19 protein-coding genes are annotated in these 20,429 nt (G+C 60.0%); 5 read left to right on the top strand and 14 right to left on the bottom strand.

Annotated features, from left to right (window positions below; genetic code table 11):
- Positions 1-25 precede the first annotated feature (25 nt).
- The 6 genes from RBQ93_RS07820 to RBQ93_RS07795 all read right to left on the bottom strand — a co-directional run bounded on the left by RBQ93_RS07820 (position 26) and on the right by RBQ93_RS07795 (position 4,550).
- Positions 26-1,288: a transglycosylase SLT domain-containing protein gene (locus RBQ93_RS07820; RefSeq protein WP_320371545.1), complete on the bottom strand. Its 1,263-nt coding sequence runs from the start codon at positions 1,286-1,288 to the stop codon at positions 26-28.
- Between the two features lie 374 nt (positions 1,289-1,662).
- On the bottom strand, positions 1,663-1,974 hold the full coding sequence (locus RBQ93_RS07815; protein WP_320371544.1) for a YtxH domain-containing protein: 312 nt from the start codon (positions 1,972-1,974) through the stop codon (positions 1,663-1,665).
- A gap of 3 nt (positions 1,975-1,977) precedes the next feature.
- Positions 1,978-2,376, bottom strand: coding sequence for a DUF948 domain-containing protein (locus RBQ93_RS07810; protein ID WP_320371543.1), 399 nt, complete (start codon positions 2,374-2,376; stop codon positions 1,978-1,980).
- 106 nt (positions 2,377-2,482) lie between these two features.
- Complete coding sequence (locus RBQ93_RS07805; protein ID WP_320371542.1) at positions 2,483-3,223, bottom strand: enoyl-CoA hydratase/isomerase family protein; 741 nt, start codon at positions 3,221-3,223, stop codon at positions 2,483-2,485.
- A 31-nt stretch (positions 3,224-3,254) separates the two neighbouring features.
- Positions 3,255-3,782 carry a cob(I)yrinic acid a,c-diamide adenosyltransferase gene (gene cobO, locus RBQ93_RS07800; RefSeq protein ID WP_320371541.1) on the bottom strand — a complete coding sequence of 176 codons (528 nt, stop codon included), beginning with the start codon at positions 3,780-3,782 and terminating at the stop codon, positions 3,255-3,257.
- Positions 3,783-3,785: 3 nt separating this feature from the next.
- Positions 3,786-4,550 (bottom strand): enoyl-CoA hydratase/isomerase family protein, encoded by a 765-nt coding sequence (locus tag RBQ93_RS07795; RefSeq protein WP_320371540.1) that lies wholly within the window; start codon positions 4,548-4,550, stop codon positions 3,786-3,788.
- Between the two features lie 148 nt (positions 4,551-4,698).
- On the opposite strand from RBQ93_RS07795, the gene RBQ93_RS07790 reads away from it, so the two are divergent.
- Positions 4,699-7,677, top strand: a complete 2,979-nt coding sequence (locus tag RBQ93_RS07790; RefSeq protein ID WP_320371539.1) for an NAD-glutamate dehydrogenase domain-containing protein — start codon at positions 4,699-4,701, stop codon at positions 7,675-7,677.
- A 79-nt stretch (positions 7,678-7,756) separates the two neighbouring features.
- Complete coding sequence (locus tag RBQ93_RS07785; protein WP_320371538.1) at positions 7,757-8,005, top strand: YtxH domain-containing protein; 249 nt, start codon at positions 7,757-7,759, stop codon at positions 8,003-8,005.
- 87 nt (positions 8,006-8,092) lie between these two features.
- Here the strand turns inward: RBQ93_RS07785 and RBQ93_RS07780 are convergent, their stop codons facing one another.
- On the bottom strand, positions 8,093-9,400 hold the full coding sequence (locus RBQ93_RS07780; RefSeq protein WP_320371537.1) for an outer membrane beta-barrel domain-containing protein: 1,308 nt from the start codon (positions 9,398-9,400) through the stop codon (positions 8,093-8,095).
- 173 nt (positions 9,401-9,573) lie between these two features.
- Between RBQ93_RS07780 and hemB the strand changes: the two genes are divergently transcribed.
- On the top strand, positions 9,574-10,548 hold the full coding sequence (gene hemB / locus RBQ93_RS07775; RefSeq protein ID WP_320371536.1) for a porphobilinogen synthase: 975 nt from the start codon (positions 9,574-9,576) through the stop codon (positions 10,546-10,548).
- 85 nt (positions 10,549-10,633) lie between these two features.
- Here hemB and RBQ93_RS07770 read toward each other — a convergent pair whose 3' ends face one another.
- The 4 genes from RBQ93_RS07770 to RBQ93_RS07755 all read right to left on the bottom strand — a co-directional run bounded on the left by RBQ93_RS07770 (position 10,634) and on the right by RBQ93_RS07755 (position 14,792).
- On the bottom strand, positions 10,634-11,077 hold the full coding sequence (locus tag RBQ93_RS07770; protein ID WP_320371535.1) for a hypothetical protein: 444 nt from the start codon (positions 11,075-11,077) through the stop codon (positions 10,634-10,636).
- Positions 11,078-11,204: 127 nt separating this feature from the next.
- Positions 11,205-13,049 carry a FlgO family outer membrane protein gene (locus RBQ93_RS07765; RefSeq protein WP_320371534.1) on the bottom strand — a complete coding sequence of 615 codons (1,845 nt, stop codon included), beginning with the start codon at positions 13,047-13,049 and terminating at the stop codon, positions 11,205-11,207.
- Between the two features lie 12 nt (positions 13,050-13,061).
- A complete protein-coding gene (locus RBQ93_RS07760; protein WP_320371533.1) occupies positions 13,062-14,225 on the bottom strand; it encodes an aminotransferase in 1,164 nt (387 codons plus the stop codon).
- Between the two features lie 90 nt (positions 14,226-14,315).
- On the bottom strand, positions 14,316-14,792 hold the full coding sequence (locus RBQ93_RS07755) for a MaoC family dehydratase (RefSeq protein WP_320371532.1): 477 nt from the start codon (positions 14,790-14,792) through the stop codon (positions 14,316-14,318).
- A 90-nt stretch (positions 14,793-14,882) separates the two neighbouring features.
- On the opposite strand from RBQ93_RS07755, the gene queF reads away from it, so the two are divergent.
- Positions 14,883-15,317 (top strand): preQ(1) synthase, encoded by a 435-nt coding sequence (queF, locus tag RBQ93_RS07750; protein ID WP_320371531.1) that lies wholly within the window; start codon positions 14,883-14,885, stop codon positions 15,315-15,317.
- 70 nt (positions 15,318-15,387) lie between these two features.
- Here the strand turns inward: queF and RBQ93_RS07745 are convergent, their stop codons facing one another.
- The 3 genes from RBQ93_RS07745 to RBQ93_RS07735 are packed head-to-tail and all read right to left on the bottom strand — an operon-like array spanning position 15,388 to position 18,136.
- Positions 15,388-16,149: a TerC family protein gene (locus RBQ93_RS07745; protein ID WP_320371530.1), complete on the bottom strand. Its 762-nt coding sequence runs from the start codon at positions 16,147-16,149 to the stop codon at positions 15,388-15,390.
- 26 nt (positions 16,150-16,175) lie between these two features.
- On the bottom strand, positions 16,176-17,009 hold the full coding sequence (locus tag RBQ93_RS07740) for a 1,4-dihydroxy-6-naphthoate synthase (RefSeq protein ID WP_320371529.1): 834 nt from the start codon (positions 17,007-17,009) through the stop codon (positions 16,176-16,178).
- Entirely contained in the window at positions 17,006-18,136 is a 1,131-nt protein-coding gene (locus RBQ93_RS07735) for a peptidase (RefSeq protein ID WP_320371528.1), read from the bottom strand. Before RBQ93_RS07735 ends, RBQ93_RS07740 begins: the two co-directional genes overlap by 4 nt.
- A 224-nt stretch (positions 18,137-18,360) precedes the next feature.
- On the opposite strand from RBQ93_RS07735, the gene RBQ93_RS07730 reads away from it, so the two are divergent.
- Positions 18,361-20,379, top strand: coding sequence for an FAD-dependent oxidoreductase (locus RBQ93_RS07730; RefSeq protein WP_320371527.1), 2,019 nt, complete (start codon positions 18,361-18,363; stop codon positions 20,377-20,379).
- Positions 20,380-20,429: the final 50 nt, after the last annotated feature.

Below are 20,429 nucleotides of genomic sequence, written 5' to 3'. Positions count from 1 at the left end.
CCCTTCGGATGAGAGTGGTGGCGTCTTAGGCCCTGGTACTGCTTTCGCTCTTTGCTCTGGCAACAATCAGCTTTTTACCTGGGGCCAGCACCATCTTGCCCTTCAGGTTGTTCCAGGAAGCCAGAAGCTTGGTTGAAACCTTGAAGCGACGTGCCAGGGTGGTCAGCGTGTCCCCTTTACGTACCGTGTAATAACGGATCTCGGCCCGCTTCTGTGCCTGTTTACCCTCGCTAGCAAAATCCACCGACTGCCGGACCGGAACGATCAGCGTCTTGCCAGCCACCCGCTCCCTGCGCCCCAAGCCATTCAGTTCGGACAGTTCTCCGGTGCTTATATTGAAGCGACGTGCCACGCTCCGCAGATTATCCTTGCGGCTGGCGGTATAGCGGGTATAGAGGTTTTTTTCACTATACCGCTCCTGCTCGGGAATCTCGGCATAGGCCACCTCGAAACGGGCCTTGGTCCCCTTGGGGATGCGCAGCTCAAAATTCGGGTAATTGGGCGGGGTTGTCCAGTGGCGCAGGGCAGGATTCAACTGACGAATGCTCTGGTAGGTGGTACCGGTCAGACGGGCCACCAACTCAAGATCGGTCCGTCCAGGCAGCGTCACCGTATCGTGTTCGATCTGTGGGATCGACACAACATCTTCAAAGCCGTAACGTGCCGGATCTTTGGCAACGATGGCGGCGGCCAGCAACTTGGGAACATAGTCCTTGGTCTCGCGCTTGAGGTACGATCCTTTGGTCAGCTCCCAGAAATCGCTGGTGTTATACTTGTCAATGGCCCGGAATATCTTGTTTTCGCCGGCATTATAACCGGCGGTGGCCAGGTACCAGTCACCATTGAACATGGCGGACAGGTCTTTCAGATACATGGCGGCCGCCATGGTGGCCTTGACCGGGTCCCTGCGTTCGTCGATCCACTGGTCGATCCGCAACGAATAGCGTCGGCCGGTGGCGGGCATGAACTGCCAGGGACCGACGGCGCTGGCCACGGAGCGGGCGTGCAACACAAAGCCGCTCTCGATCATGGCCACATAGACCAGATCCTCAGGCAGGCCTTCCTTGCGCAGTACCTCTTTCATCATCGGCAGATAACGGGTTGAACGGCTGAGCCAGCGTGCAAACGAGGCCTTTGAACGTCCTTGAAACTGCTTGATAAAATATTCAACCTGGCTGTTGAGTGTTAGTGGAAGGTCTGAGGCCGGGAGGTCATCGGGCAGGCGTAACTCGGACAGCAGGTCAACCTCTGTATCCTGCAGCTCGTCAAGGGTAAAAAGGGATGTCAAACCACCTGGGGCGGGCTGTCCCGCTGCCAGTTTTTCCAGATCTGCAGCGGCAACAGGGGACTCTGCGCGAACGGACGAAACTGAACTGCCCCCGGTGCTGTGGGGCTGCATCAGTTCGTGCAGCAATTTTTGTGCAGGATCTGCGGCACCATGGGCGGGTAGTACACACACCAGCATCAGGCCACAAACGACAAGCAGACAGTGTTGTATCACGAAGCAGTACCCTCAACCATTCCATTGCAAAAGATGCGGCATTATAGTCGCTTGGCCTCCGAATGTCAAATCAGCCAACGGGCTGTTTTTGCTTAACAAAACAAAAAACGAGCCCATCGTTGGGCGATGGGCTCGTCTGTACAGCAGGGACAGATGGCTGATCAGGAGGCGAGTTTGCTCTTTTCTTTCTGAATCGCCTCACGGCCGGCCTCGATGGCAGAAGCCAGGATCGACTTCTTCTCGCGAATCGCCTCCTGACCTTCCTCAAAGGCGCTCACGAGCTTGGTCTGCGCCTCCTTGGTATATTCCTTGATCTTTTCCACGGCATCGTCCGCCAGGTCAGCGATCTGCTCTCTGGTCTCACGCCCGCTCTTGGGGGCGTACAGCAGCGCCAGAGCAGAACCCAGGGCCGCGCCGGCCAAAAACGAAACTATCACCGTACCAGTCGAAACACCATTGTCATTGTGGGCCATTGGTCAAGCTCCTTTCATCTTACGATTGAGATAACGGTCCAAAAGAAATTTACCGGCCACCTTCGCTCCAGTTGCCCAGGCGCTGGCCTGACCGAACATGCCGGTAACCAGACACATGGACCGATTGATGGTGGTCATCTGATCGCCTGTTTCGCCCAAGGCGGTCATGAACCGCTGAACATCAGCCGTGTGTTCAGCCATGCCTTTGCTCACCGTTTTTAACTCTGCCAGCACCTCGTTCAGCTCTTTGATCGTGGGTTTAAGCTCGCTGGTCAGAAGATCGGCCAAGCCGGTCACCGATTCGGCGGTACGCCTTACCGACAGGATGGTCGGTATCAAAAACAGGACCAACACCGCCAAGGCAAGAGCGGCAATCAGTGCTGCGAGTGCTCCGAGGGTCATTACGACGCTCCTTTCATTGCATATACGGCAGTCGGACTTTTAGTATAGCTGATGCTGGCGGTTGTGCAAGTAAATCATCGGACAACATCGTAAAGCCGTGCATCTGCTAGACACAACTATCAGGAGCCATCGCTAGCGAGCAGAGCGAGGCGGCACCCTGCTCCACCAGACAGCCGCTGCGCAGCGTGGTCTCCTCGGCCAGATTCACCAACTGCTTGGCCCAGGCCAGGCTGCTGGGCGGCATGCTCGCAATCCGCTCAGCCACGGCGACCACCTCATCCCAGTACCGGTCACCGTTGACCACCCGGTCCACCAGCCCCATCTGCAGCGCCTCGGCAGCGTTGTAACTGTCGCAGGTCACAAATATCTCCCGGGCCCGGTTCTTGCCCACCAGTCGCGGCAGCTTCTGGGTGCCGCAAAAACCGGTAATGATCCCCAGCCGTGCGCCGGGATGGGCGATCAGCGTCCTGTCACTGGCGATACGCATATCGCAGGCCAGAGCCAGATCGCAACCGCCACCCATGGCGATGCCATTCACTGCGCCGATAATCGGCTTGGTAATGCGTTCCATCTGGTCAAACAGCGACTGCCCGAGATCGGCGAACTGCAGCCCGTCCAGGGGGGTGAAGGGACGCATCTGACCGATATCGGCCCCCACCGCAAAGGATTCGCCGGGCCAGCCCGACAGCAGGATGCAGCCCACATACTCGTCATTCTCAAGCTCGGCCAGAGCCCGTTTCAGCTCGCGGATGGTGGTTACGGACAGCTTGTTGAAGCGGGCTCCACTATCCAGGGTCAGGTACCCGACCCGGTTGCGAACCTCAATACGCAACTTCTTGTACGGCATCAGCTTCCGAGCTCCTTGTTCATTGACCTGCCTACATCTCGATGCCGGTCCGCGCAGGGACCCCAGCCTGGTAGTAATGTTTGATATCGCGCATTTCGGTCACCAGATCGGCTGCCTCCACCAGCTGGGGGTGGGCATTGCGTCCGGTAATCACCAGCTCCATCCCGGCAGGCCGCAAGGCGATCAGTTCCAGCACCTGATCAAGATCCACCAGACCAAACCCCAGTGCACCGTTCAGTTCATCCAACACCACCAGATCATAACGGCCGGAGGTAATGATCTCCCGTGCCTGCTGCAAAGCCTCCTGGGCTGCAGCCCGGTCGGCGCTGGTATCGCTGGTGTTGACCCAGCCGGGCTGGCCGGTCTGGATAATGGTGAACAGCGGCGCCAGCTTTTCCGCCACCAACTGCTCGCCATAGGGTCCACCACCCTTGATGAACTGGAAAAAGCAGACCTTCAGACCGCGACCCACGGCACGCAGGCACAACCCCAAAGCGGCTGTGGTCTTGCCCTTGCCGTTACCGGTATAAATCTGTACACAGCCTTGCTTGAGCGGCATCGGTCACTCTCCCGTAAACTGCGGTTCCCGTTTTTCCAGAAAGGAGCCCATCCCCTCCTTCTGATCACGGGAGGCAAAGCAGAGCGCGAAGGCATCCCGCTCCAGCAGACAGGCGGTCTTGAGATCGATATCATACCCGGCGTCCACCACCTCGCCCCCCACCCGCAAGGCCAGGGGAGAACGGGTACAGACACGCTGCAGCAGGGCCATAGCCGCTTGTTCGAGCTCAGCCGCCCCATAGAGCCGGTTTACCAGCCGCACCCGCAACGCCTCTTCGGCGTCGATCAGCTCGCCACTAAACAGGAGCTGCTTGGCCACTGAACGGCCGACCAGCCGAGCAAGGCGTTGGGTGCCACCAAAGGCGGGCAGACGCCCCTGACTGATCTCCGGGAACCCGAAGCGGGACGAATGATCGGCAACGATGAAGGAGCAGGCCAGGGCCAGCTCAAGCCCCAGACCGGTAACCTCGCCGGACAGGGCTGCCACCACCGGCTTGCCTAATCCCTCCAGGGCAAACAACGCCTCCTGGCCAAAAGCGGACAATCGGGCGGCATCAGATGGCGTCAGTGAAGCGTCAGCAGCAACCTGGCAAAACTGTGCACCCTGACCGCAGACCAGCACCCCGCGCACACCTTCTTTAACGGCCAGTTGCTCGAACTGTTTGCGCAGCTGGCCTAACAGGTCACGACGTGACAACTGTTCGCCACCGGCTATCCGCAGCCGCGCAACCGTTCCGTCAAGCTCTATTCGACAGGCTTTTTCTGGCATGGACAAAAAGATCCCTTCAAGGTTTTCTGCGGCCAGAAGTATACACATCCACGGTCGGCAGGGTCAAGGCTACTGTGTCAAACCTTGCCAGCGGTCGCTTTCTCGCTATACTCCCAATGCACAGGCACCACACACTCCGGGGGACACCATGCAACTCACCCGTTCCATCCAACGCAGTCGCAGTACACACGCTGCCACGGCACTGGCCAATGCAGACTGGCTTGAGTCGCACATGTCGCCCTACTTCTTTCAGGCCATGGCCGATGAATCAGAGGCGCTGACAACCCTGGCCAGGGAACTCGGCACACTGCAGCACAACCGCCACCTGATGCTCAGCGACCGGGAGCGGACCTTGATCCTGGCCTGCGTAGACCAACCCGGATCCCTGTACGAAACCCTGCGTCGTATTCCGGTTGAGCATATCTCCTACGCCATGTTCTCCCACTCCAATGGTGCCATGCCTGGCATGACCGAAGAGCTGGAGGTACAACGCTTCGAATTCGACCGACGGCCCCACGGAACGATCGATCCGCAGCGTGAACCTGAACTTGATCCCAAGCTGCAACGGTCAATCCTGCGCGAACTGCGAACCATCGCACCATCCCTCGATCGGCAGCGTTGCCTACGCCTGTTGAGCCTGCTCTGGCAGAACAACCCGGCCAGCGTTACCTTGTCGCCCCCCAGCCGCACCGCCTGGCTCGTCTGGCTGTTCAGCCAGAGTAACGCCAGCGGCGGCCTGTACCTGGACCTGAGAGAGGTGGAGCGAGAGGGACAGCAGGAAACCCGGCTGCTGTTCGCCGTAGGTAATCCACCCCAGGAGGAATTTCTGCTCCAGGTGGTGGAGGTCTTCAACCGGTTGGACATCGGCATCCGCAGGGCCTACTGCCAAACCATATCCAACGGTACCCACCCGTACTTCTTGGGGACATTCTATCTGCAGCACCGCAGCGGCCAGCCGCTTACCACCGGCTCACCACTGGCAGGTCGCATGCAGCAGGAATTGTGCAACACCCAGATCCTGGCCAATACCGGTTACAGTTACCGGGAATGGGTAACCAAAGGTGTTTTGCCGGGAGACGATGCTGCCTTGATCAATGCCTTTGTGGCCTTCTGCCATACCAATCTGGCCCACAGCAATCCCGATCGCTTTGGCCTGGAAGATGTGCAGAGCGCCTTCCACAACCACCCGGAGATGGCGCTGCTGCTGACCAGCCTGTTCAGGCTGCGCTTTGACCCGGAGCTGCCCGACCGTCAGCAGTACCAGCAGGCATTAGCGGAAGCGACCCGCACGGTACAGGATTACAATACCGGCCACCGCTGGCTGGATGAGATTCGTCGCACCATCTACCGCTGCTGCCTGCTGCTGATCAGCCACACCCTCAAGACCAACTTCTTCGTCGTGGAAAAGCAGGCCCTGGCCTTTCGTCTTGATCCGGCCTACCTGCAGGAGCTGGGCAGCGCAACTATTGCCGATCTGCCGGATACACCGCCGTTCCGGGTGACCTTCTTCTTCAGCCGCTACGGCCATGGCTACCACATCGGTTTTTCCGATATCGCCCGCGGTGGTTGGCGTACCATCATCGCCCGCAGCCAGGATGACGTGATTACCGCAGCCAGCACCCTGCTGCGGGAGGTCTATGTGCTGGCCCACACCCAGCACCTCAAGAACAAGGACATCTACGAAGGCGGCTCAAAGTTGGCGCTGGTGCTGGACGCCAGCGACCTCGACCCCGCAGTCCGCGATGCGGAGACCTGCCGCCTGTATAAGCTGCAGTACAGCATCGCCAACGCCTTTCTGGATATCTTCATCACCAGCGACGGCCGGGCCCGCGACCAGCGGGTGGTGGACTACTACGGCGATGACGAACCGATCGAACTGGGCCCCGATGAGAACATGCACGACAGCATGATCGAGGCCCTGGCTGACCTGTCCAGGCGCCGCGGCTACCTGCTGGGGGCAGGAATCATCTCCAGCAAGCGCTTCGGCATCAACCACAAACAGTACGGCGTGACCTCCACCGGTGTGATGACCTTTGCCGAAGTGGTGATGGCGGCCCACGGGATCGACATCCGTCATGATCCGTTCAGTGTCAAGCTAACCGGAGGGCCGGGCGGCGATGTGGCCGGCAACTGCCTGCGACTGATCCTGGAACGCTGCCCACAGGCACGGCTGACCATGATCCTTGACGGTACAGCCGCCGCCTACGACCCGGCAGGACTCGATCGTGACGAACTGCAACGGATTACTCTGCGACAGGACCTGGATCACTTTGACCCGCGCCGCCTCGGCCCCGGCGGCCTGATGCTCTTCCGCAGCGGGCAGCGCAAAGAGGGCCTAAAACAGGTGCACCGGCGCATGGAATGTTTGCCTGATGGCAGCCTGCAGGAGCGCTGGATTCCATCGGATGACTTTCATCGTGAATACGACAAGCTGCTATTCCACGTGGCGACAGACCTGTTCATTCCGGCCGGTGGCCGGCCGGAGACTATCGACGACCGGAACTGGAGCGACTTTCTGCTAGCGGACGGCAGGCCTTCGGCGCCAGTCATCGTAGAGGGAGCCAACTCCTTCATCACCCCCCAGGCCCGTCTCGAACTACAAAAGGCCGGTTGTGTGATCATGCGGGACGCCTCAGCCAACAAGTGCGGCGTCATCTCCTCCTCCTACGAGATCATCGCCAACCTGCTGCTGACGGAACAGGAGTTCCAGACCTTCAAGGAGCGCTATGTGGCCGATGTGCTGGCTATTCTGGAAAAACGATCCCGAGACGAGGCACGCCTGATCCTGCAACGTCGGCAGGAGTCGGGAGGCAACCTGCCGTACACTGAAGTTTCAAGCCATATCAGCCAGAACATCAACAGTTACTACAGCCGTCTGTTCCAGTTCTTCAGCCAGCGCCCCCAGCTCTGTCTGCAGCGACCTTTCCGCGGGGCACTATTGCGGCACCTGCCGACCCTGTTACGGGAAGAGCCGGCCTTTCGCCGCAGGATCAACCGGCTGCCACGCAAGTACCAGGCAGCCATCCTGGCGGCCGAGATCGGCGCGTCGCTGGTCTACACCGGCAACCGCGATGCCGACTTTGAACAGATGGTGCGCCGCCACCTGCAACGGATTGACTCGGTCTGACACGTAGTTTTTGCTTTTGCTGACACGCCGACCTGTGCTAGAGAGAATACAGAAATTGCCTGTGAAGAGGAGGTCCATCATGTCCCGCTCCAACGATAATGCCGCCACCACCGCCATCCTGGCTTTTGCCTCCGGCGCCCTGCTGGGTGCTGTTGCCGCCCTGCTGCTGGCACCAGCCCCCGGAAACGAAACCCGTCGCAAGCTGGCCGGTATTCAGGAAGACGCCACCGGACGGCTCAAGCAGTATGCCAAGGAGGCCCGCTTCAAGATGGGCCCCAAGGGCAAGGCTGAAGACCTGCAGTACGATGGCGGCGACGCCTGGATTTAGTCATTGATCCGGTCTGCGGCCTGAACGACAAAGGCCCCGACTCCTGCTGGAGTCGGGGCCTTTTATTTTCAACAACCATTGTGGCTGTTACTCGAACACGGCCTCAATACGGCGGTTCAGGGCACGTCCGGCAGCGGTGGTATTATCGGCCACCGGATTGGCCTCACCAAAACCTTTGGCGCTCAGACGATTGGCATCAACCTTGAAATTCTTGATGATGTAATCACGCACCGCATTGGCACGACGCTGAGACAGTTGCTGGTTGAGCCGGTCGTTGCCCACGCTGTCGGTATACCCTTCGATGGTCCCTTTCAGGGTCTTGTCCTGATTGAGGGCATCGCCAACTGCCTTCAGCTCATCGTAGTACTGCCGCTTGATCAGCGACTTGCCGGTATCGAACTGCACCTTCAGGGCGACTCGGGTAGCAACAGGAGCGGCCTTCTGGGCCGTTGACTCCACGACCTTGGGAGCGCAGCCGTCCTGATCAACCTTCACGCCTTTGGGGGTGCCGGGGCACTTGTCCAGGTAGTCATACACGCCATCACCGTCGGAATCCAGCGGGCAGCCCTTGGCATCAACCTTGACGCCCAGCGGGGTGCCGGGGCAGCTGTCCAGATAGTCATACACGCCGTCCTTGTCGCTATCCAGCGGACAACCCTTGGCATCGACCTTCACACCAACCGGAGTACCGGGGCAGTTATCCTGATAGTCGTAGACGCCGTCCTTGTCGCTATCCAGCGGACAGCCGTCGGCATTCACCTTCACGCCTTTAGGGGTGCCGGGGCAGTTGTCACGATCGTCAATCACGCCATCGCCATCGCTGTCGAGCGGTGCCGCCACAATCGGAGCGACCTCAACCGGCTTGGGAGCCGGTTTGGGTGCACCCACGGCAAAAAGCAGACCCAGGGTGTACTCTACGTTGTTCTTGATGCTGCTGTCAGCGGTGTAGTGCAAGGCACGCACATCGCCGCGCAGGGCGGCGTTCTCGGTGAAGAACCACTTGGCGCCAGCGCCGTAGTTCCACAGCCCTTTGGCTTTACCTTCCTCGCCATCCAAGCCGCCGAAGCCAGCTGCCAGATACGGCACGAAATCGCTCTTGGGCATGAAGTTATAGAGCAGGTCACCGCCGTAGCGCACCATATCCGTGGATCCACCGCCATCCTGACGGCCCTTGATATAACCGGCCACCCCTTCCAGGGCCCAGTTGTCGGTCAGATTGTAGCCCAGACGCAGACCAAAGGTGGGGGAGACGTTCTTCATGTCCAGATCGCCATCAAAGGTCACCCCACCGGCGTAGGGGGAAAACGTAAAAGTCTCTGCCCGGTTTTCGGCCAATGCCACGCCAGCCTGCAGCACCACGGCGCAGACGGCAATCCCTGCCATTTTTTTCATCATAGGTTGTATCCTCCTTTCAAATATGTCCCGGAACTGACCTTCTCCAGGACAGTGTTCAACGCTTACGTTGTAGCACGCATTTTCCATCTGTCAACCGTCAGAACCTTGCAAAGCTGGTGTGGCGCAGGTACTATGGGGCCTCCACCATCAATTTAACGTCAGGAGAACAGATCATGTTTTTCATCGCTCACCGCGGCCGCCGGATTCGCGGCAAAGAGATCTTCCGTCGCATGGTGCGGGAGACCGCACTTTCGGTCAACGACCTGATCTATCCGATGTTTTCAGCCTTCGGCAAGGGCATTCGCAAGGAAGTCTCCTCTATGCCGGGCATCTATCAACAGTCTATCGAGCATATCGTGGCCGAGGCCAAAGAGGTACACAGCCTGGGTATCCCGGCCGTGATCCTGTTCGGCATCCCGGAGGCCAAAGACGCGGTGGGCAGCGATGCCTATGCCGAGCACGGCATCATCCAGGAGACCATCCGGGCCATAAAACAAGAGGTGCCGGGACTTGCGGTGATCACCGATGTCTGCCTGTGCGAATATACCGACCACGGCCACTGCGGCATCATCAGGGACGGCGATGTGGACAACGATGCCACGGTGGAACTGCTGGCGCGAGAGGCATTGTCGCACGCTGAAGCCGGGGCCGACATGGTGGCGCCGTCCGACATGATGGACGGCCGGGTAGGTGCCATCCGCCAGATACTGGATGACAACGGTTTCAGCCATATCCCGGTGATGAGCTATGCCGTTAAATATGCCTCCGGCTACTACGGACCGTTCCGCGAGGCGGCCGAATCGACACCCCAGTTCGGCGACCGCCGTTCCTACCAGATGGATCCGGCCAACCGGCTGGAGGCATTGCGGGAGGCCCAGGCCGACATCGAGGAGGGGGCCGACATCATCATGGTCAAACCGGGCCTGCCCTACCTGGATATCCTGCGCGACCTGCGCAATGAATATGCCCTGCCGCTGGCGGTCTACAACGTATCCGGCGAGTACAGCATGATCAAGGCAGCGGCTGCCAACGACTGGATCGATGAAGAGCGGGTGGTGATGGAAACCATGCTGGGCTTCAAACGGGCCGGCGCCGATCTGATCATCACCTACCACGCCAAGGATGTGGCCCGCTGGCTTCAAAAGTAGCCGTCAGCCAACCCTTAAAAACAACGAGGCGGCCCCTTCGGAGGGCCGCCTCGTTGTACATTCAGCAATCTGTAAGCCTTTACCGCTATTCGTTCAGACGTTTTTCCATCTCCTGCTTCTGCTTACGAATGCTGCCTTCGCCGCCCCCCAGCTTGGGTGGCTCGCGCTCCGGCAGCTTCATCCGCAGGTTGGGAACCGTGAGCTGCTTGCCTTCTTTTGGCGGTGGCGTCACCACCAGCGCCGGAGCTGCGGCTGGCGCCGCTACCGGAGTCGAGGCTACGCTCGCGGGGACAACCGGTGGTGTCTTCTTTATCCGCTTTTTGCGGGGTGGAAAGGTCTTCTTCAGGTTCAGCTCCTCATTGGTAAAACTGGTAATGGAATCGCGGTTAACCAGTACCACCACCTTGCCCTTGTGACGCCAGACCTTCTTGGCATTGATCCAGCTGCCATCCTTGAGATAAACCCGTGCGGCCGAGGCGGTCGCCACCCAACAGACCACCAGCACAAGCGCCAAACCTAGCTTCTTCATGCCGAACCTCCCTGCGTGGTTAACGTTAACGGGCAGCATGCTACCCTCAGTGAGCCAAAACGGCAAGCCGTTATCACATATCTCATCTCCCTGTTACGGGAGTACGCTGTAGCGAACAGTCCCTCTGTTACTCCAGCCGATAGGCGCTCAACTGCTTACCGCGCCCCACCACCAATGTCCGGCCGTCCGAGGTCATTGCCAACAGATCAGCCCCCTTTTCCAGTCGGTAGCGGCGCAACTCCCGTCCCTGTAGACCATCCCAGGCGATCAGCATTTTTTCGGCGCCACTCACCAGCCGCTTACCGTTGGCGCTGACCGCCAGATGGATCACCTCATCTGCATGCCCACGCAGGATCTGATGCTGGGTAGCCCGCTGCAGATCCCAGATCAACACCAGCTTATCCTCGCCGGCTGATACCAGATACCTGCTGCTGCCGACAAAGGCCAGCGCCCTGACGTCGCCGCTGTGACCGGACAACCCCTTCAGCTGGCGGCCACTGGCAGCATCCCACAGCACAATCTGTTTGGCCTGGCCGGCAGTTGCCAGCACCCGACCGTCTGGACTGATGGCCACCGCCAGCACATCGTCAGGGTTCTTAACCGCCCGCAGACGATTGGTTTTGAGATCCCACAGCCAGGATTCTTTCCCCTTCGAGCCGATTGCCACCAGTCTTCCTGACTGGGCCAGATGCAGGTCACTGGCGACATCCTTGAGCTCGATGGAGGCCTGTTGCTGCCGGCGAGCCAGATCCCACAGCACCACCCGTTTATCCTTGCCGGCCGAAATCAGCTGACGACCGTCAGGGCTGAACTCCAGGGCCACCACGGCCCCCTTCAGGTGACCAGGCAGGGTCATCACCTGCCCCCCCGTTGCCAGATCCCAAATCACGATCTGACCATCATCATCGCCGGTGGCGATCTGGTTATTGGTGGGTGACACCGCCAGACTGAACAGATCCTCACGCAGTGCAGGAAAGACCGTAGACGGTGTCAGACCACTGATAGCTGCCTCGGCCAGCCGTTCCGCCTCGCGCTTGCGTTGTTCTTCAAGGGCCTCAAGCCGTTCTTCCTCCCGCTCCCGCGCCTCTTTTTCCAGCTTTTCCTGATACTCGCGGGCCTCTTTATCACGTTTTGCCTGCGCCTTGCGCTCAGCCTCCTCGCGCTTGCGCTCCTCTTCCCGCAGCTTGGCTGCCTCGAGCGGATTCAGCACCTCCTCCGACTGACTGCTGCGCACCTGATAGCCAGCCAGAATTGGATCAGCCGGATTTTCTTTAAGTACACTGGCCAGAGCGGTCTTGTCCCAGACCGAATCGATCTTCAGCAATCCCTTGGGAACCCGCTCAATCGAAAGCACCTCACCGGTCTTGGGATGACGCACCGGCTCCCCCTCGACGTAGACGCTGAACTGCATGCCGGGCCGCACACCGGCCTGACGTCCCAGGTCGATCATCACCCGATCGGTATCCCGCTTGACCACATAGCCATCCAGAGGAAAATGCCGGATGATGCGGGCCGAAATCTTGGCAACCAGATCGTTCAGGCTGGTGGTGGAACCGGCCCGCACCCGGTCGGCCGTGATGATGGCGCCGGTCTCAACGTTGATCAGCCGCACGTTCAGCTCATAGGTCCGCTCGTAATTCTGCACCGTGCCGGTCACCACCGTCTTGACCCCCAGCAGCTTACCCAGCCGGGAAGCACTGGCCGGATCCAACAGGCCGGAGCTACCCATCTTCTGCTCCTGCAGGATCTGCTGCATCAGACGACGTTCGATCACCTCAAAACGGCCGGCCTCCACCAGGCTGGTGGTGAACCATTCCGCCACGATCTTGCCCACGTCCTGGTTGCTGAACGAGCCCTGTTGTTGAAAATCCAGCACCGCCACCTTGGTCTTGTGGTAGTCGGCTGCACCGCAAGGCACAGACCAGGTGGCCAGCAACATGCTCAACAACAGTACGCGAACGATGATTGTCATGTTCATTCTCCCCTAAGCAGACTGCCTGAAACGATAGACCGCTTCAGGAATCGCCTTGTCGCGAATATTGCCGAAGGCCAGCCGCAGATACCCCTCTAGGCCGGGGCCGAACACCTCGCCCGGCAGGGTCAGCAAGCCAGCCTCCATTGCCAGCCGCCGGGCAACCTCACGACCACTGCGGCCGACGAAGGGATGCCTGACCCAGGCAAAAAAACTGCCGCTGGCCACCAACCGGAAGCGATTTCCCGGCAGGGTAAATTCGTTCACGAACAGGTTGTGGCGCAACGACATCATCAGACGGTTGGCCGCTACCCAGTCATCCAGCCGCTCCAGGCCGTACTGCAGGGCCAACTGCGTGATCCGCGGCTGGCAGACCGTCATGGTGTCCTGCAGCTTGAGGGCCTGCTCGATAAAGGCGGGCGCCGCTGCCAACAGGCCGGCCCGATAACCGGTCAAGGCGTAGCTTTTGCCAAAGGACATCACCTGCACCAGACTGCTGTGCCACTCCTCAAGGGTGAACAGGTCGTGGGGCATGCCCTCCACAAAATCGCTGTAGGTCTCATCCAGCACCAGGGCGATCCGGTGTTGGCGGGCCAGAAAATAAAGCTCCCGCAACAGGTCGGGCGGGATCACCGTACCGGCCGGGTTACTGGGGGAAACCAGCAGGATCGCCCGGGTGCGGGGGGTGATCAGCTTGGCGATGGCGGCCGGATTGGGCAGGCCGCGCTCCTTCTCCACAAAGGGAGCATACACCGGACGAATCCCCAGACCGCCCAGGGCCATCGGGTGGTCGAAGTAGCAGGGCAGCTGCAGGATCACTTCGTCGCCGGCCTGGCATAACACCAGCATGGCCAGCCAAAAGGCGGCGCTGGCCCCCACGGTGAGACAGAACTGGTCAGGGGCCACCTTGGCGTTGTAGCGCCGCCGGTAACGACCACAGACCGCCTCGCGCACCTCCGGCAACCCCTCATCCGGGGTATAGCGGCAGGTTGCGGGATCGTCGATCTGTGTACGCAGGTGGGCCAAAAGATCTGCCGGCGGACCATAATCCGGCACCGCCTGACAGAGGTCGATCAGGGCCGGGGCGTCGGCCGAACGCTGGGCGGCCCAGCTGCGCACCTCACCGATCGGCGGGGCATGCACGCCTCGCACATGTTCGTTCAGACTAAAACGCATTGCATCTTCACTTGTTCGGATGATTGATCACGGGTTGTTCTCTATAGCACAGCTCTGCACAGGCCGCCAACACGCCAGACAGGGCAGCCATCACGGATAGACCCGAATCACCTGCTCGGCCACGCAGGCCGGCTTTTCGCTGCCCTCAACCTCCACCGTCAGCAGATAGATGATCTCGACACCGGCACCGGCCGGTTCGGCCGACAGTACGGTAGTACGGGCGCGAAGTCGATCGCTCGGCCTGACCGGAGCGGGAAAACGGACCTTGTTCAGGCCGTAGTTGACCCGCAACCGCATGCCGGGGTAGTTTTTTTCAAACTGCCCGACTGCGTTGGCCTGGGTCAAGAGCGGCAACAACGACAGGGTCAGAAAACCGTGGGCGATGGTACTGCCGTAGGGTGATTCGGCTGCTGCCCGCTGCGGGTCGATATGGATCCACTGCAGGTCACCGGTGGCCTGGGCAAAGGCGTCGATACGCTGTTGGTCCATCTGCAGCCAGTCGCCCACAGCCACCTCCCTTCCCGCAAGCTGGCGATAGTGTGTCAGCAGTTCTTCTGCAGCGGCCATGGCTTCGCTTCCCCTTTCCTAGTGCAACAAAGAAATGCTATAGAGGTGAGTGTACGTGATGCGTACCACTTTGCAAGCATGAGGTGCAGCATGAATCTGCATGAAGGATTGAAAACTCTCGGCGAGGGTACGGCCACCAGCTATCGCTACGACGGACCGGATGCCGGCCTACTGGAATGGTTCCCCTCGCCCTTTGCCAACCGGACAGCCAACCCCAGCGGTTGCACCGGCACCTTGCATATCGAATGCCCCGAATTCACCTGCCTCTGTCCGATGACCGGCCAGCCGGACTTCGCCACCATCATCATCGACTACCAGCCTGACCAGCGCTGCGTCGAGAGCAAGAGCCTCAAGCTGTACCTGGGCTCGTTCCGGATGCACGGCGAGTTCCACGAGGCCGGCGTCAACCGGATCTGCAACGACCTGGTGACCTTGCTTGATCCGGTCTGGCTGACCGTCAAAGGCGAGTTCACCCCCCGTGGCGGCATCCCCTTCTGGCCCACGGCAGAGTACCGTCGCCCATAACAACGACTACTGGCAGCACCAACACAAAGGGCGTCCTCGATGGACGCCCTTTGTGTTGGTGCTGATCCGGCTAGTGCGTTTCTACACCGTTCTCCACCAGCTGCTGCCGCAACCGAACCGGCTTCTCGGCACTGCCGCGCACCTTGATATTGATCATCTCCACAAACACCGAGAAGGCCATGGCGAAGTAGATATAGCCCTTGGGGATATGGAAGGCGAGGCCGTCGGCGATCAGGGCCACGCCGATCATCAACAGGAACGACAACGCCAACACCTTGACCGTAGGGTGCCGTTCCACAAAACGGCTGACCCGGCCGGCAAAGAACAGCATGATCCCCACCGAGATCACCACCGCCGCCACCATCACCCATAGCTGACGGGCCATACCGACTGCCGTAATCACCGAATCCAGTGAGAAGACGATATCCAGGAACATAATCTGGATCAGGATATTCCTGAAAGAAACCGTTGCGGCCCCTTCACCGGCGTGATGCTCCTCACCTTCCAGCTTGTCGTGGATCTCCATGGTGCTCTTGGCCAGCAGGAACAGGCCACCGACCAACAGAATCAGGTCACGGCCGGAAACACCATGGCCGAACACGAAGAAAAACGGCGCGGTCAGCTTCATGATCCAGGCCAGCGAGAACAACAGCAGAATACGGCTGATCATGGCCAGCGAAAGGCCGATTTTTTGGGCCTTGGCCCGTTGATGCTCCGGCAGTTTGCCGGTCAGGATACTGATGAAGATGATGTTGTCGATCCCCAGCACAATCTCCAGTGCGGTCAGGGTCAGCAGGGCCAACCAGGCCTGCGGGTCAAACAGCCATTCCATAACTATCGCTTCCTTTCAGACGAAAATCAGATAAACAACGGGGCCTGCGAGGCCGGGATAATACCTGCCGACTCGGCCCGACGCAACAGCTCAATCACGGCCCGTTCCCCCTCGTCACCCAGGCTCTGGGAAAAATCATTTACATATAAACCGATATGGGCGGCGCAGACCTGCTCGCTCATCTCCTGGGCATGTTCACGGATGTAGTGGGCCGCCTCGTCCGGATTGGCGCGGGCATACTCCACCCCGGCAGCCAGGGCAGCCTCAATGTTGCGGATCGTCTCCGCACCCAGGCTACGGCGGGCCACAATACCCCCCAACGGGATCGGCAGGCCGGTCTCGCCTTCCCACCATGCGCCGAGGTCCACCAGCTGGTGCAGACCAAAGCCCTGATAGGTAAAGCGCGATTCGTGGATAATCACCCCGGCATCGGCCCGGCCGGTCATCACCGCATCCATGATCTCGTGAAACGGCATCTCCAGGAAGGTCTCCAGGCCCGGGTTGTAGAGCCGCATCAGCAGGTGGGCGGTGGTATAGCGCCCCGGAATGGCGATGGTCTTGCCCGCCAGGTCGGCCGGGCCAAACGGTTCCCTGGCCACCAAGAGCGGCCCACAGCCGCGCCCCAGGGCGCTGCCGGCCTTCAGCAGGGCGTACTCCTCACGGATATGCCCCAGGGCGGCGTAGGAGACCTTGGTCACGTCCAGCACCCCCTTCACCGCCAGCCGATTGAGGGTCTCCACATCCTCCAACCGCTCGTTGAAGCGCTGGCCGGCGGTATCCACCAGGCCATGCACCAACGGATAGAACATGAAGGTATCGTTGGGACAGGGGGAAAAACCGAGCGTCAGTGGTTGTTTCATAGCTGCAGCCTCCCGTTGTCAATGATGATCTCCTGACTGCCATCCGGCATCACCAAGGTCACGGTGGGCTGGTAAAAGACATAATCCTCGTGGAACGGCGCGGCCACCATGCCGCCAAAGCCGGTGTTATCCCCCAGGGCCAGATGGATGGTGCCCAGGATCTTCTCAGCCTCCAGCACGTTGTCCGGTCGGCTGGCCTTGTCATTGGTGCCGATCCCCAGTTCGGCCAGGTTGCGGCAGTTGGAGTTCTCGGCAAACTTGGCCTCAAGACGCTGCCTGAGGGGGTCATCACCGTCAATCCGCACCACCCGACCATCGGCCACCGTCAACGTGAGCGGACTGGCAAGCTTGGCTGTGGGCCCCCACTCGATCACCATGGTGCCGTGGCTCTCCCCCTCCAGCGGGGCCAGGTAGGCCTCGCCGGCCGGCAGGTTGCCGAAGGCGCCATCGGCGGTCAGCAGGCCGTCATCACCCTCGGCCTTGCGCCCTTTTTTACAGATATGCATCACGGTGCCGTTGGGGCACTCCACATAGACCCACTCGGCGCGATTGACGGCCTCTACCAGCTTGGCGGTACGGTCGGCCAGGGCGTGCCAATCCACGGTCATGGAAGTGGCGAACATCTCCGGATCAAAGTGCGGCAGCGAGGCGAAACGGGCCCCGGCATGGCAGGCCAGCTTGCGAAAGTTGGTGTGGCTGGTGGAGTTGTTGGCAAGGGCAATGATGATGTTGGCCACGGCGGCCTTGCCGGCAGCCACAATACCCCGTGCCCGCTCCAGCCCTGCGGCATCGATGGACTTGGCCAAGAGCGGCCCCATCAGGCCGGTAATCTCCAACTGCTCGATGATCGCCTCACTGAACACAGCCTGCCAGAGCGTCAAGGGCGGTTCGGCCCCCGAGGCCGGGGTTGCAGGAAAATCGGAAAACTCGCCGCTGCCGAAACGGATACGACTGAAATCGGCCAGCTCGCGGGCCGTGGCGTGCAACCGGCTGCGTCGGTTACGGTCGGCCTCAGTTAGCGCCTCATCGCTGCGGATCAGGTCACTGAACACCAGGATCCGCTCACCGGGTCGATAGCCCATATTTGTCGCAAACAGCGATTCAAATGCCTGTTGATACTGTTCCATGGCGAGATGCTCCCCTTCAGCTGATTTCAGGGTAGCTTTTATAGCACAAAACGAGCCGCCCGTGGTGCTGACGATCGTGAAATTCCAAATATTTTTCCCTTGATTTCAACGGAATGGTTATGGTAAGCAGGCATACTGTATACAATTCTACGGACACTTTTCGTCTGTCATTATCAACACTTAAGCTACCAAAATAATTTAGCTTTTGTGTTGCGGAGGTAGCTGTGGCACAGGTCGTATTTTCCACGTGGGGCAGAAACGTCGTTGACAACCGAACCGCAACCGGCGAGCCGGCAGCAGCCAGTTTTCGGCTGCCGGTGGCCTTTGACGGCCAACAGCCGCTGCGGGCCTTTATGGGCTGGGACGGACTGATCGTATTTGACAAGGACGTCGACGTGCCGGCCATGGCAGCCGAGTATATGCAGCGTGTACAGACGCTCTACTGCTGCGGCAAGTGCACCCCCGGCAAAAAAGGGACCAAGGTACTGGCCGACCTGCTCAAAAAGGTGGTCAGCGGTCAGGCCACGGAAACCGACCTGGAGCAGGTAGCTGACCTAAACGCCCTGCTGCAGAACTGCAAGTGCACCCTCTGTCCCAGCTCGACCCAGCCGATACTGGATGCGGTGCAGCACTACCGGGACGATTTCGCAGCCTACTGCAACGGTGGTCGTACGCCAAAGGGCGAGAAGTACCTGCACAAGATCACCGCCCCCTGCATGGACAAATGCCCTGCCCACATTGATATTCCCAAGTATGTCGAAGAGATCAAAAACTATCAGTACAGCGACGCACTGGCCACCATCCGCGAAAACATGCCGCTGCCCGCAGTCTGCGGCCGGGTCTGCCCGCACCCCTGCGAGACCGCCTGCCGCCGCAAAAATGTGGACGATGCCATCAACATCATGGTGCTGAAGCGCTCCGCCTCCGATTACGAGTGGCTGCATAAGCTGCAGCACCCGGCCAATACCGCCGCGATGAAGAACAAGACCATCGGTATCGTCGGCGCTGGCCCGGCCGGCCTGGCTGCCGCCTACTACCTGGCCCTGCAAGGCTACCGCAGCACCATCTATGAGGCGCTGCCGGAAGGCTACGGCGGCGGCATGGTTGCCGTCGGCATTCCGGCCTACCGGATGCCGCGTCACCTGTTGCAGCGCGATATCGACATCATCCAGTCGATGGGTGTTGAGATCGTCTACAACTGCCGCGTCGGCCAGGACATCTCCCTGTCTGAGCTTAAAGCAAAGCATGACGCCGTGTTCCTGGCACCGGGCGCCCACCGTTCCAAACCGATGGGGGTTGAGGGCGAGGACAAAGGGTACAAAGGCTTCCTGCCAGGTGGCATCGATTTCCTGCGTGAGGCCTACATGGGCCGCCCCACCGGCATGGGCAAGAAGGTCTGCGTGGTGGGCGGCGGTAACACCGCCATCGACTGCGTACGGGTGGCCCTGCGTGAAGGTGCCGAAGAATCGACCCTGCTCTACCGCCGCTCCCGCAAAGAGATGCCGGCCGATGTCTGGGAAGTGGACGGTGCTGACGAAGAAGGTGTCAAGTTCGAGTTCCAGGTACTACCCACCAAGATTCTGGTGGACAACAACAACCAGGTGACCGGCGTAGAATGTGTGCGGATGGCCTTGGGCGAGCCGGATGCCTCCGGCCGTCGTCGTCCCGAGCCGGTACCGGGCAGCGAGTTTGTGGTTGAGTGTGACACCGTGATCCCGGCCATCGGCCAGGACCCGGACCTGGGCTTCATCCCACCCGATATGGGGATCGACATCACCAAGTGGAACACCGTGGTCACCAAACATCTGCCGCTCAAGGATGCTGCCGGCAAGGCGTTGAACGACAGCATGGGCAACCCGCTCTCCCGCACCCTGATCACCGACTGTGACGGCGTGTTCGCCGGCGGTGACGCCGAGATCGGCCCGTTGACGGTGGTGGCCTGCATCGGCAACGCCCACCGCGCCGCCAACGTTATCGTACGCTACCTTGAGGAAGGCACGGCCTATCTGACCGAGCAGGAGATCTTCGAAGACCTGCTGACCTACCTGGGCGTGTATGACAAGAATGAACAGGTCTCCTGGCTGGATTCGGCAGACCGCGCCAACCAGAAAGAGGTCCACGGCAAAGAGCGGGCCTGCAAAGGCAACTATAGCGAGGTTGAGCTGGGCTTCAGTGACTCCACTGCCCAAGCCGAGGCCGACCGTTGTCTGCGCTGCTACCGCATGGCCATGGTGGCGCTGTAATTAGCGCGGTTTGTTTCTGTAGATAGAAAATTTAAGAGCGTAAATAGGGA

Source organism: Trichlorobacter sp., from assembly GCF_034008105.1.
GTDB lineage: Bacteria > Desulfobacterota > Desulfuromonadia > Geobacterales > Pseudopelobacteraceae > Trichlorobacter.
The sequence above is the reverse complement of the archived record's forward strand: the minus strand, read 5'-3'. Positions and strand labels throughout refer to the sequence as shown.

Bases quoted from the DNA above. Each gene is read 5' to 3' on its own strand.
- RBQ93_RS07815 (WP_320371544.1), bottom strand. From the start codon at position 1,974: ATGGCCCACAATGACAATGGTGTTTCGACTGGTACGGTGATAGTTTCG.
- RBQ93_RS07810 (WP_320371543.1), bottom strand. From the start codon at position 2,376: ATGACCCTCGGAGCACTCGCAGCACTGATTGCCGCTCTTGCCTTGGCG.
- RBQ93_RS07805 (WP_320371542.1), bottom strand. From the start codon at position 3,223: ATGCCGTACAAGAAGTTGCGTATTGAGGTTCGCAACCGGGTCGGGTAC.
- cobO (WP_320371541.1), bottom strand. From the start codon at position 3,782: ATGCCGCTCAAGCAAGGCTGTGTACAGATTTATACCGGTAACGGCAAG.
- RBQ93_RS07795 (WP_320371540.1), bottom strand. From the start codon at position 4,550: ATGCCAGAAAAAGCCTGTCGAATAGAGCTTGACGGAACGGTTGCGCGG.
- RBQ93_RS07790 (WP_320371539.1), top strand. From the start codon at position 4,699: ATGCAACTCACCCGTTCCATCCAACGCAGTCGCAGTACACACGCTGCC.
- RBQ93_RS07785 (WP_320371538.1), top strand. From the start codon at position 7,757: ATGTCCCGCTCCAACGATAATGCCGCCACCACCGCCATCCTGGCTTTT.
- RBQ93_RS07780 (WP_320371537.1), bottom strand. From the start codon at position 9,400: ATGATGAAAAAAATGGCAGGGATTGCCGTCTGCGCCGTGGTGCTGCAG.
- hemB (WP_320371536.1), top strand. From the start codon at position 9,574: ATGTTTTTCATCGCTCACCGCGGCCGCCGGATTCGCGGCAAAGAGATC.
- RBQ93_RS07770 (WP_320371535.1), bottom strand. From the start codon at position 11,077: ATGAAGAAGCTAGGTTTGGCGCTTGTGCTGGTGGTCTGTTGGGTGGCG.
- RBQ93_RS07765 (WP_320371534.1), bottom strand. From the start codon at position 13,049: ATGACAATCATCGTTCGCGTACTGTTGTTGAGCATGTTGCTGGCCACC.
- RBQ93_RS07760 (WP_320371533.1), bottom strand. From the start codon at position 14,225: ATGCGTTTTAGTCTGAACGAACATGTGCGAGGCGTGCATGCCCCGCCG.
- RBQ93_RS07755 (WP_320371532.1), bottom strand. From the start codon at position 14,792: ATGGCCGCTGCAGAAGAACTGCTGACACACTATCGCCAGCTTGCGGGA.
- queF (WP_320371531.1), top strand. From the start codon at position 14,883: ATGAATCTGCATGAAGGATTGAAAACTCTCGGCGAGGGTACGGCCACC.
- RBQ93_RS07745 (WP_320371530.1), bottom strand. From the start codon at position 16,149: ATGGAATGGCTGTTTGACCCGCAGGCCTGGTTGGCCCTGCTGACCCTG.
- RBQ93_RS07740 (WP_320371529.1), bottom strand. From the start codon at position 17,009: ATGAAACAACCACTGACGCTCGGTTTTTCCCCCTGTCCCAACGATACC.
- RBQ93_RS07735 (WP_320371528.1), bottom strand. From the start codon at position 18,136: ATGGAACAGTATCAACAGGCATTTGAATCGCTGTTTGCGACAAATATG.